Origin of the sequence: Enterobacter mori, assembly GCF_025244905.1 — a bacterium.
Classification (GTDB): Bacteria; Pseudomonadota; Gammaproteobacteria; order Enterobacterales; family Enterobacteriaceae; genus Enterobacter; species Enterobacter mori_A.
The window spans coordinates 3,460,710-3,472,012 of the sequence record NZ_CP104285.1 but is presented as its reverse complement, the minus strand read 5'-3'; the positions used below and the strand labels follow the sequence as shown (position 1 = coordinate 3,472,012).

The 11,303-nt window shown below is 56.9% G+C and carries 7 protein-coding genes; 6 read left to right on the top strand and 1 reads right to left on the bottom strand.

Annotation, left to right across the window (positions count from 1 at the left end; translation table 11 throughout):
* The first annotated feature begins 128 nt into the window (after nt 1-128).
* The 5 genes from purL (at nt 129) to glnB (ending at nt 8,471) form a co-directional block, all read left to right on the top strand.
* Nucleotides 129-4,016, top strand: coding sequence for a phosphoribosylformylglycinamidine synthase (gene purL, locus N2K86_RS16295; RefSeq protein ID WP_260659297.1), 3,888 nt, complete (start codon nt 129-131; stop codon nt 4,014-4,016).
* A gap of 535 nt (nt 4,017-4,551) precedes the next feature.
* Nucleotides 4,552-5,979 carry a two component system sensor histidine kinase QseE/GlrK gene (gene qseE, locus N2K86_RS16290; protein WP_108416744.1) on the top strand — a complete coding sequence of 476 codons (1,428 nt, stop codon included), beginning with the start codon at nt 4,552-4,554 and terminating at the stop codon, nt 5,977-5,979.
* A gap of 1 nt (nt 5,980) precedes the next feature.
* Entirely contained in the window at nt 5,981-6,733 is a 753-nt protein-coding gene (qseG, locus tag N2K86_RS16285) for a two-component system QseEF-associated lipoprotein QseG (protein ID WP_260659296.1), read from the top strand.
* Nucleotides 6,730-8,067 carry a two-component system response regulator GlrR gene (gene glrR, locus N2K86_RS16280; protein ID WP_238459963.1) on the top strand — a complete coding sequence of 446 codons (1,338 nt, stop codon included), beginning with the start codon at nt 6,730-6,732 and terminating at the stop codon, nt 8,065-8,067. The genes qseG and glrR overlap by 4 nt, the downstream gene beginning before the upstream one ends.
* Nucleotides 8,068-8,132: 65 nt before the next feature.
* A complete protein-coding gene (gene glnB / locus N2K86_RS16275) occupies nt 8,133-8,471 on the top strand; it encodes a nitrogen regulatory protein P-II (RefSeq protein ID WP_003860685.1) in 339 nt (112 codons plus the stop codon).
* 81 nt (nt 8,472-8,552) lie between these two features.
* On the opposite strand, the gene hmpA is transcribed toward glnB, so the two are convergent.
* Nucleotides 8,553-9,743, bottom strand: a complete 1,191-nt coding sequence (gene hmpA, locus N2K86_RS16270) for an NO-inducible flavohemoprotein (RefSeq protein WP_260659295.1) — start codon at nt 9,741-9,743, stop codon at nt 8,553-8,555.
* Between the two features lie 305 nt (nt 9,744-10,048).
* Between hmpA and glyA the strand changes: the two genes are divergently transcribed.
* Complete coding sequence (gene glyA, locus N2K86_RS16265; RefSeq protein ID WP_260659294.1) at nt 10,049-11,302, top strand: serine hydroxymethyltransferase; 1,254 nt, start codon at nt 10,049-10,051, stop codon at nt 11,300-11,302.
* The last annotated feature ends 1 nt before the right edge of the window (nt 11,303 follow it).

The following is an 11,303-nucleotide window of genomic DNA, read 5'->3' as shown; positions in this document are numbered from 1 at the left end:
TAAACCGCCGTGCAAATTTTATTTCGACGCAAACGGTTTCGTCGGCGCTCAGGATTCTCTATAATGACGCCCGTTTTCCCCCCTTGCGCACACTGTAAGCGCCCCGGCGCTTCGAAGACGAGAGACTTATGATGGAAATTCTGCGTGGTTCGCCTGCACTGTCTGCCTTCCGTATTACCAAACTGCTGGCACGTTTTCAGGCGGCCGACCTTCCGGTAAGCAATATTTACGCTGAGTATGTCCATTTTGCTGACCTGAATGCCCCCCTGAATGCAGAGGAGCGCGTACAGCTGGAACGCCTGCTCAAGTATGGTCCAAGCCTGAGCAGCCATACGCCAACCGGCAAACTGATCCTCGCGACGCCGCGTCCGGGCACCATCTCCCCCTGGTCTTCCAAAGCCACCGACATTGCCCATAACTGTGGTCTAAGCCAGATTAACCGTCTGGAGCGCGGCGTAGCGTACTATGTTGAAGCCTCCACCCTGAGCGACGCACAGTGGCAGGCGGTTGCGGCTGAGCTGCACGACCGCATGATGGAGAGCGTATTCGCCTCTCTCGACGACGCGCAGAAGCTGTTCTCACACCATCAGCCTGCGCCGGTACAGAGCGTAGACCTGCTGGGGCAGGGCCGTCAGGCGCTGATTGACGCTAACCTGCGTCTCGGCCTGGCGCTGGCTGAAGATGAAATCGACTACCTGCAGGATGCGTTTGTTAAGCTCAACCGTAACCCGAACGACATCGAACTCTACATGTTCGCGCAGGCTAACTCTGAGCACTGCCGCCACAAGATTTTCAACGCCGACTGGATTATCGACGGCGAACAGCAGCCGAAGTCGCTGTTCAAAATGATCAAAAACACCATGGAGCAAACCCCTGACCACGTGCTGTCTGCCTATAAAGACAACGCCGCGGTAATGGAAGGTTCCGAGGTGGGCCGCTTCTTCGCCGATCGCGAAGCAGGGCGCTATGACTACCATCAGGAGCCCGCGCATATTCTGATGAAAGTGGAAACCCACAACCACCCGACGGCGATTTCTCCGTGGCCGGGTGCGGCGACCGGCTCCGGCGGTGAAATCCGTGACGAAGGTGCGACCGGTCGCGGCGCGAAACCAAAAGCGGGTCTGGTCGGTTTCTCCGTCTCCAACCTTCGCATCCCGGGCTTTGAACAGCCGTGGGAAGAAGATTTCGGCAAGCCAGAGCGCATCGTGACCGCGCTGGATATCATGACCGAAGGCCCGCTGGGCGGCGCGGCGTTTAACAACGAGTTTGGTCGTCCGGCGCTGAACGGTTACTTCCGCACCTATGAAGAAAAAGTGGACAGCCACAACGGCGAAGAGCTGCGCGGTTACCACAAACCGATCATGCTGGCGGGCGGGATCGGCAACATTCGTGCCGATCACGTGCAGAAAGGCGAGATCGTCGTCGGCGCGAAGCTGATCGTGCTCGGTGGTCCGGCGATGAACATCGGCCTGGGCGGCGGGGCGGCTTCATCTATGGCCTCCGGCCAGTCTGATGCGGACCTCGATTTTGCTTCCGTGCAGCGTGACAACCCTGAGATGGAGCGTCGCTGCCAGGAAGTGATCGACCGCTGCTGGCAGCTGGGCGATGCCAACCCGATCCTTTTCATCCACGACGTGGGCGCGGGCGGTCTGTCCAACGCCATGCCGGAGCTGGTGAGTGACGGTGGCCGCGGTGGCCGCTTCAACCTGCGCGATATCCTGAGCGATGAGCCGGGCATGAGCCCGCTGGAAATCTGGTGTAATGAATCCCAGGAGCGCTACGTGCTGGCGGTTGCCGCGGATCAGCTGCCGCTGTTTGACGAGCTGTGCCGCCGCGAGCGTGCGCCGTATGCCGTCATCGGTGAGGCGACCGAAGAGCAGCACCTCTCCCTGAGCGACACTCACTTTGACAATCAGCCGATCGATCTGCCGCTGGACGTCCTGCTCGGTAAAACGCCGAAGATGACCCGCGACGTGACAACCCGCAAAGCGGCGGGCAAAGCGCTGGATCGTCAGGGCATCACCGTGGCAGAAGCGGTCAACCGCGTGCTGCACCTGCCTGCTGTGGCAGAGAAAACCTTCCTCGTGACCATCGGCGACCGCACCGTGACCGGTATGGTATCGCGCGATCAGATGGTCGGTCCGTGGCAGATCCCGGTCGCTAACTGCGCCGTGACCACCGCGAGCCTCGACAGCTACTACGGCGAAGCGATGGCTCTCGGCGAACGCACCCCGGTGGCGCTGCTGGACTTTGCGGCCTCTGCCCGTCTGGCGGTCGGTGAAGCGCTGACCAATATCGCCGCGACGCAGATTGGCGATATCAAACGTATCAAGCTCTCCGCAAACTGGATGGCCGCAGCAGGTCACCCGGGCGAAGATGCTGGCCTGTATGAAGCCGTGAAAGCGGTGGGCGAGGAGCTGTGTCCTGCCCTCGGCCTGACCATTCCGGTGGGTAAAGACTCCATGTCGATGAAAACCCGCTGGCAGGAAGGCAGCGAGCAGCGCGAGATGACCTCTCCACTGTCGCTGGTGATCACCGCGTTTGCGCGCGTGGAAGACGTGCGCCACACCGTTACGCCGCAGCTTTCTATCGAAGACAACGCCCTGCTGCTGATTGACCTGGGTAAAGGCCACAACGCGCTGGGTGCCACCGCGCTGGCGCAGGTTTACCGCCAGCTCGGCGACAAGCCAGCCGACGTGCGCGACGTGGCGCAGTTAAAGGGCTTCTACGACGCGATTCAGGCGCTGGTGGCGCAGCGTAAGCTGCTGGCCTACCATGACCGTTCTGACGGCGGCCTGCTGGTGACGCTGGCAGAGATGGCCTTCACCGGCCACTGCGGCGTTGAAGCGAACATTGCAACGCTTGGTGAAGACCGTCTGGCGGCGCTGTTTAACGAAGAGCTAGGCGCGGTCATTCAGGTACGTGCGGCGGATCGCGATGCGGTTGAAGCGATTCTGGCGAAGCACGGTCTGGCAGACTGCGTCCACTATCTGGGCAAAGCCGTTCAGGGCGACCGCTTCGTCATTGAAGCAGACGGCCACGCGGTGTTCAGCGAAAGCCGTACCACTCTGCGTATGTGGTGGGCTGAAACCACCTGGCAGATGCAGCGCCTGCGTGATAACCCGGAATGTGCTGACCAGGAACACAACGCCAAGGCTAACGACAACGATCCCGGCCTGAACGTGAAGCTCTCCTTCGACATCAACGAAGACATTGCCGCGCCGTACATTGCGACAGGTGCGCGTCCAAAGGTAGCCGTGCTGCGCGAGCAGGGCGTTAACTCCCACGTTGAGATGGCGGCTGCCTTCCACCGTGCGGGCTTTGACGCCATCGACGTCCACATGAGCGACCTGCTGGCCGGACGTACCGGTCTGGACGATTTCCAGGCGCTGGTGGCGTGCGGCGGTTTCTCCTACGGCGACGTGCTTGGCGCGGGCGAAGGCTGGGCGAAGTCCATCCTGTTCAACAGCCGCGTGCGTGATGAGTTCGAAACCTTCTTCCACCGTCCGCAAACGCTGGCGCTGGGCGTGTGTAACGGCTGCCAGATGATGTCTAATCTGCGCGAGCTGATCCCGGGCAGCGAAGCCTGGCCGCGCTTTGTGCGCAACCAGTCTGACCGCTTCGAAGCGCGCTTCAGCCTGGTGGAAGTGACCCAAAGCCCGTCGCTGCTGCTGCAGGGGATGGTGGGTTCTCAGATGCCAATCGCCGTTTCCCACGGTGAAGGTCAGGTTGAAGTACGTGATGCTGCCCATCTGGCTCAGCTGGAGAGCAAAGGTCTGGTGGCGCTGCGCTTTGTTGATAACTTCGGCAAGGTGACAGAAACCTACCCGGCTAACCCGAACGGTTCGGCAAACGGTATTACGGCGGTGACCAGCGAAAGCGGTCGTGCGACCATCATGATGCCGCATCCGGAACGCGTGTTCCGCACCGTGAGCAACTCCTGGCACCCGGAAAACTGGGGCGAAGACAGCCCGTGGATGCGCATCTTCCGCAACGCGCGTAAGCAGCTGGGTTAAGTTTTAGTACCCTGACCCTTGTAGGCCCGGTAAGCGTAAGCGCCACCGGGCTTTTTTATGCGTGTCGCAAAATTGCGACAATCCTGCCCTGCAGGCGTCTCCAAAAGGTGACACTTAATTTGTTGATTTATATGGGTAGAAAAATCGTGGTCTAAAGGTGTTGTTAAATAGCGACACTTAGCCTGGAAATCATTCTGCCAACAAGTAATAGGTTGAATGTATAAAATCTTTTTAATTCATCATGTTAATTTATTGTTTTTCAAACTGGCACGGCTGTTGCATAATATTAATCAGTGGCTCATTCACCTTCTTATGTCAGCCCCTTCGGGACGCGCTACATAAACTTAGAATGACGCACAAAAAGGTGCCTGCCGTCCAACTACTGATCATAGCGATGCTTTATCAGGACAGGGCGAAACGTCGAGTTAGGCACCGCCTCATTCCACAACAAAGCCGGGTTTTTACCCGGCTTTGTTGTATCTGAAGGGCAGACTCAGTTACGCTCTGCGTAAACCCCCATTAAGAGAGTAATGCGTTGAAACGCTGGTCTGTTTTCCCTCGCTCCCTGCGACAGCTCGTCATGATGGCATTCCTGCTGATCCTGCTCCCTTTACTGATACTGGCGTGGCAGGCCTGGCAAAGTCTTAATGCGCTAAGCGCGCAGGCGGCATTGACGAATCGCACGACGCTCATTGATGCAAGGCGAAGCGAAGCAATGACTAACGCCGCGCTGGAGATGGAGCGTAGCTATCGCCAGTATTGCGTGCTGGACGATCGCACCCTGGAGCGGGTTTACCAGAATCAGCGTAAACGCTACAGCGAAATGCTGGATGCCCACGCGGGCGTGCTGCCGGACGACAAACTCTACCAGGCATTACGTCAGGACCTGAACGATCTGGCTCAGTTACAGTGTAAAAATAGCGGCCCGGATGCCGCCGCCGCCGCGCGGCTGGAAGCTTTTGCTAATGCCAATACGGAAATGGTCCAGTCTACACGCACGGTGATCTTTTCTCGCGGTCAGCAGCTGCAACAGGAAATCGCCGAGCGCGGTCAATTCTTCGGTTGGCAGGCGCTGGTCCTGTTCCTGGTCAGTCTTGCTCTGGTTCTGCTGTTCACCCGCATGATTATCGGTCCGGTTAAGGGCATACAGCGGATGATTAACCGTCTGGGTGAGGGGAAGTCTCTCGGTGATACGGTTGTTTTCACCGGGCCGCGCGAGCTGCGTTCAGTTGGTCAGCGGATCATCTGGCTTTCCGAACGTCTGGCGTGGCTGGAAACACAGCGCCATCAGTTCCTGCGTCACATTTCCCATGAACTTAAAACGCCGCTTGCCAGCATGCGCGAAGGCACGGAGCTGCTGGCGGACGAAGTGGCTGGCCCGCTGACCTCTGAGCAAAAAGAGATTGTCGAGATCCTCGATGACAGCAGCCGCAATCTGCAAAAGCTGATTGAGCAACTGCTGGACTACAACCGTAAGCTGGCGGACGGGGCAGTGGTACTGGAGAATGTGGAGATTGCACCGATAGTGGATATGGTGATCTCCGCCCATAGCCTGCCAGCAAGAGCTAAAATGATGCATACCCAGGTCGATCTTAGCGAGCCCGCTTGTCTTGCAGAGCCCATGCTGTTTATGAGCGTTCTGGATAATCTTTATTCCAATGCGGTGCACTATGGTACTGAATCCGGTAACATTTATATCCGAAGCTACAGGGCGGGTTCCCGGGTGTTTATCGATGTAGCGAATACGGGCACCCCAATTCCGGATGAAGAAAAAACGATGATTTTTGAACCCTTTTTCCAGGGCAGTCATCAGCGAAAAGGTGCGGTAAAAGGAAGTGGTCTGGGTCTCAGTATTGCCCGCGACGGCATACGACGCATGCACGGCGAACTTAATATCGTCAGTGATGAACGGTCGGATGTGTGCTTTCGTATCGAACTGCCTCTTAAGCCGGAAAATCAATAAAATGAATCTAAGTCTGGTGAGTATGTCACACGTTTTTTTCCGCGCCGCACGCGCGATGTTTTCCCGCAATACCGTACGTCTGAGCCTGCCGTGTTTACTGCTGGCAGGGTGTGTTACTCATGCCCCGAAGAGCGCAATCAGTGAAAAACCGGAAGAAAAATGGCCTGAAAATCAGCTGGCGGATTTCCTGACCACCCCCTGCGAGGGCATCTGGCACTTATCAGGACATGACGTTGATACCAACCCGCTGTTTTGGCTACGTGGCATCGATTGTGCGCAGCGTCTGGAACCCGTTGAGGCACGGGCGCAAGCCACGATGTGGGGCGACAACGCATGGCAGGCGACCTTTAAACGTGCCATTCTGCTTGGCGATGCCAAAATCACGCCCGTGGAGCGTCGCACGAATATCACGCGTCTGGACACGTTCAGCGCCAACATTCCTGCGCAGGTGCGGCCGATATATCAACTCTGGCGGGACGGCCAGGCATTACAGCTTCAGCTGTCTGAAGAGCGTTCCCGCTACAGCAAATTACAGCAGTCAACGGACGGCGAACTTGATACGCTTCGCCAGCAGCAGAATTATCTACGCACCCAGCTTGAAACCACCACGCGCAAGCTTGAAAATCTGACCGATATTGAAAGGCAACTGTCGACGCGTAAACCTGCAGGCAGCTATCTGCCCGATCCGTCGAAAGGAAATTCTGCAGTGTCGCCGGACGGTGACGCGCAGAAAGAAGAGGATGTGAAGCCATGACAAGCCGTAAACCTGCCCATCTCTTACTGGTCGATGACGATCCCGGGCTGTTAAAGCTGCTGGGTATGCGCCTGGTCAGTGAAGGCTACAGCGTTGTGACGGCGGAAAGCGGGCAGGAGGGGCTGAAAGTGCTCAGTCGCGAGAAGATTGATCTGGTGATCAGCGACCTGCGGATGGACGAAATGGATGGCCTGCAGCTTTTTGCCGAAATCCAAAAACAGCAGCCCGGCATGCCGGTTATCATCCTGACCGCCCACGGCTCGATCCCGGATGCGGTCGCGGCAACCCAGCAAGGGGTGTTCAGCTTCCTCACCAAACCGGTGGACAAAGACGCGCTCTATAAAGCCATCGACAGCGCGCTGGAGCATGCAGCGCCTTCTGGTGATGATGCCTGGCGGGAGTCCATCGTGACGCGAAGCCCTGTCATGCTGCGTCTGCTTGAGCAGGCGCGAATGGTGGCGCAATCTGACGTCAGCGTTTTGATCAACGGCCAGAGCGGTACCGGGAAAGAGATCCTGGCGCAGGCGATCCACAACGCCAGCCCGCGCAGTAAAAATGCGTTTATCGCCATTAACTGCGGTGCGCTTCCGGAGCAACTGCTCGAATCCGAGCTCTTTGGTCACGCTCGGGGCGCCTTCACCGGCGCGGTGAGCAGCCGGGAAGGGCTGTTCCAGGCGGCGGAAGGCGGCACGCTGTTCCTCGACGAGATTGGCGATATGCCTGCGCCGTTGCAGGTGAAACTGCTCCGCGTGTTGCAGGAGAGAAAGGTACGTCCGCTCGGCAGCAACCGCGATATCGACATTAACGTGCGTATTATTTCAGCCACCCACCGGGATCTGCCAAAAGTGATGGCGCGCAACGAGTTTCGTGAAGATCTCTACTACCGCCTGAACGTGGTGAACCTGAAAATTCCTGCGTTGGCCGAGCGTGCGGAAGATATTCCACTGCTAGCAAACCATCTGCTGCGCCAGTCCGCGGATCGCCATAAACCCTTCGTGCGCGCGTTTTCCACTGATGCAATGAAAAGGCTAATGACCGCCGGGTGGCCTGGCAACGTGCGCCAGCTGGTCAACGTGATTGAGCAGTGCGTGGCGCTGACGTCGTCGCCCGTTATCAGCGACGCGCTGGTGGAGCAGGCGCTGGAAGGGGAAAACACGGCGTTGCCGACCTTTGCCGAAGCGCGTAACCAGTTCGAACTGAACTATCTGCGCAAACTGCTGCAGATTACTAAGGGTAACGTGACCCACGCGGCGCGCATGGCCGGACGCAACCGCACCGAGTTCTACAAGCTGCTGTCGCGCCACGAGCTGGAAGCAAACGATTTTAAAGAGTAATGCCGTATGGTACTGTGAGCAATCGATTACGAGGCAGCTTACAGGCAAGAGTTTAAGGACCCACCATGAAAAAGATTGATGCGATTATTAAACCTTTCAAACTGGATGATGTACGTGAAGCGCTGGCGGAAGTCGGCATCACCGGGATGACAGTAACGGAAGTGAAGGGTTTTGGTCGTCAGAAGGGCCACACCGAGCTTTACCGTGGCGCGGAGTACATGGTCGACTTTCTGCCGAAAGTGAAAATTGAAATCGTGGTCAGCGACGATATCGTGGATACCTGCGTAGATACCATCATCCGTACCGCGCAGACGGGCAAAATTGGCGACGGGAAAATCTTCGTCTTTGACGTGGCGCGCGTGATCCGTATCCGTACCGGCGAAGAAGACGACGCCGCGATTTAACATTGCCAACGGTTTTGTAGGCCGGGTAAGGCGCAGCCGCCACCCGGCGAAAAAAAGCCCCTCAAACGAGGGGCTTTTTCATTACAGCACCTTATGCGGCCCGAAACATTCGTAATGAATGTTGTCTTTGTTCACGCCCAGCTCCACCAGCTGCTTCGCGGCATACTGCATAAACGCCACCGGCCCGCAGACGTAGAACTGCATGTCCGGCGTGCTAAACGCCCCTTCATGCTGGCTCAAATTCATCAGACCCTCGCTGTCGAAGCGTGCGGCTGCGCGGTCTGCGTCAGTCGGCAGACGATACCAGGTGTGCGCGGTGAAACGCGGCAGGGGCGCCCCGAGCGTTTTCACTTCCTCCGCAAAGGCGTGCACGTCGCCGTTTTCTGCGGCGTGGAACCAGTTAACCTGCGCGCCATGGTTTGCTTTTGCCAGCGTATCGAGCATCGCCAGCATTGGCGTTTGGCCCACACCCGCAGAGATCAGCGTCACTGGCGTATTGCCGTCAACGGCCATAAAGAAATCGCCCGCCGGCGCGGCCAGATGAACCACATCGCCTACGCTGGCTTCGTTGTGCAGCCAGGTTGAGACCTGACCGCCATCTTCGCGTTTCACCGCAATGCGATAGCCTTTACCGTTTGGTTTGCGGGTGAGGGAATACTGGCGAATTTCCTGATGCGGGAAACCTTCAGGCTTCAGCCACACGCCCAGATACTGGCCCGGTTGATAGTCGGCCACGGGGTTACCGTCCACCGGCTCAAATTCAAAGCTGGTAATCAGCGCGCTGCGCGGTGTTTTCTCAACGATGCGGAACGCGCGCGTGCCTTCCCAGCCGCCATTTTTGCAGGCGTTTTCGCTGTAGATTTGCGCTTCACGGTTGATGAATACGTTCGCCAGCACGCCGTAGGCTTTACCCCACGCGTCCAGTACTTCCTGGCCCGGGCTGAACATTTCGTCCAGCGTGGCCAGCAGGTGGCCGCCAACGATATTGTACTGCTCTGGCTGGATCTGGAAGCTGGTATGTTTCTGCGCAATCTTTTCTACCGCAGGCAACAACGCTGGCAGGTTTTCAATGTTGCTGGCGTACGCCGCGATGGCGTTAAACAACGCTTCACGCTGGTCGCCGTTGCGCTGGTTGCTCATGTTGAAAATTTCTTTGAGCTCCGGGTTGTGCGAGAACATGCGATCGTAGAAATGCGCGGTGAGTTTAGGGCCGGTTTCGACCAGCAGGGGAATGGTGGATTTAACGGTAGCGATGGTTTGAGCGTCGAGCATGAGCGCGTCCTTCTGATGTCACATTTAATGATGTATTTTAAATGCATCTTATAAAAAATAACCCTGCGTTGTAAATGGTTCTTTGCAAGATGAAAAATATGCATCACAAACCTGAAAAGAAATCCGCTGAAAATGATGAGAGCTTTATTCCTCAAACCCTTGCGTGGCGTGGAGGGAAACGTTTGCGTAAAATCGTTTGTCAAGACCTGTTATCGCAGAACTATTCAGTTATACTGTTGCCCGTCGTCCAACAGGACTGCCTTTTCAGGCCAAAATTTACTTGTTAGCTGAGTCAGGAGATGCGGATGTTAAAGCGTGAAATGAACATTGCCGATTATGATGCCGAACTGTGGCAGGCTATGGAGCAGGAAAAAGTACGTCAGGAAGAGCACATCGAACTGATCGCCTCCGAAAACTACACCAGCCCGCGCGTGATGCAGGCGCAGGGTTCTCAGCTGACCAACAAATACGCTGAAGGTTATCCGGGCAAGCGCTACTACGGCGGTTGCGAGTACGTTGATATCGTTGAGCAACTGGCGATTGACCGTGCGAAAGAACTCTTTGGCGCAGACTACGCGAACGTACAGCCGCACTCTGGCTCTCAGGCTAACTTCGCGGTCTACACCGCGCTGCTGCAGCCGGGCGATACCGTTCTGGGTATGAACCTGGCGCAGGGCGGCCACCTGACTCACGGCTCCCCGGTTAACTTCTCCGGCAAACTGTACAACATCATCCCTTACGGTATTGATGAGTCCGGTAAAATTGACTACGAAGACATGGCGAAGCAGGCCAAAGAGCACAAACCGAAGATGATCATCGGTGGCTTCTCTGCTTACTCCGGTATCGTTGACTGGGCAAAAATGCGCGAAATCGCAGACAGCATCGGTGCTTACCTGTTCGTTGATATGGCGCACGTTGCGGGTCTGATCGCGGCAGGCGTTTACCCGAACCCGGTTCCACACGCTCACGTTGTGACCACCACCACCCACAAAACCCTTGCGGGTCCACGCGGTGGCCTGATCCTGGCGAAGGGCGGTGACGAAGATCTGTATAAGAAACTGAACTCTGCCGTGTTCCCAAGCGCGCAGGGCGGCCCGCTGATGCACGTTATCGCGGCAAAAGCGGTAGCGCTGAAAGAAGCGATGGAGCCAGAGTTCAAAGTTTATCAGCAGCAGGTTGCTAAGAACGCCAAAGCGATGGTGGAAGTGTTCCTGAGACGTGGCTACAAAGTGGTGTCTGGCGGTACTGAGAACCACCTGTTCCTGCTGGATCTGGTTGATAAGAATCTGACCGGTAAAGAAGCGGACGCAGCCCTGGGCCGCGCCAACATCACCGTGAACAAAAATAGCGTGCCAAACGATCCGAAGAGCCCGTTCGTGACCTCCGGGATCCGTATCGGTTCTCCGGCCGTGACTCGCCGCGGCTTCAAAGAAGCGGAAGTGAAAGAGTTGGCTGGCTGGATGTGTGACGTTCTGGACAACATCAATGACGAAGCGGTTATCGAGCGCGTCAAAGGTAAAGTTCTGGATATCTGCGCACGCTTCCCGGTATATGCATAAT

Bases quoted from the DNA above. Each gene is read 5' to 3' on its own strand.
- purL (WP_260659297.1), top strand. From the start codon at position 129: ATGATGGAAATTCTGCGTGGTTCGCCTGCACTGTCTGCCTTCCGTATT.
- qseG (WP_260659296.1), top strand. From the start codon at position 5,981: ATGAATCTAAGTCTGGTGAGTATGTCACACGTTTTTTTCCGCGCCGCA.
- glrR (WP_238459963.1), top strand. From the start codon at position 6,730: ATGACAAGCCGTAAACCTGCCCATCTCTTACTGGTCGATGACGATCCC.
- glnB (WP_003860685.1), top strand. From the start codon at position 8,133: ATGAAAAAGATTGATGCGATTATTAAACCTTTCAAACTGGATGATGTA.
- hmpA (WP_260659295.1), bottom strand. From the start codon at position 9,743: ATGCTCGACGCTCAAACCATCGCTACCGTTAAATCCACCATTCCCCTG.
- glyA (WP_260659294.1), top strand. From the start codon at position 10,049: ATGTTAAAGCGTGAAATGAACATTGCCGATTATGATGCCGAACTGTGG.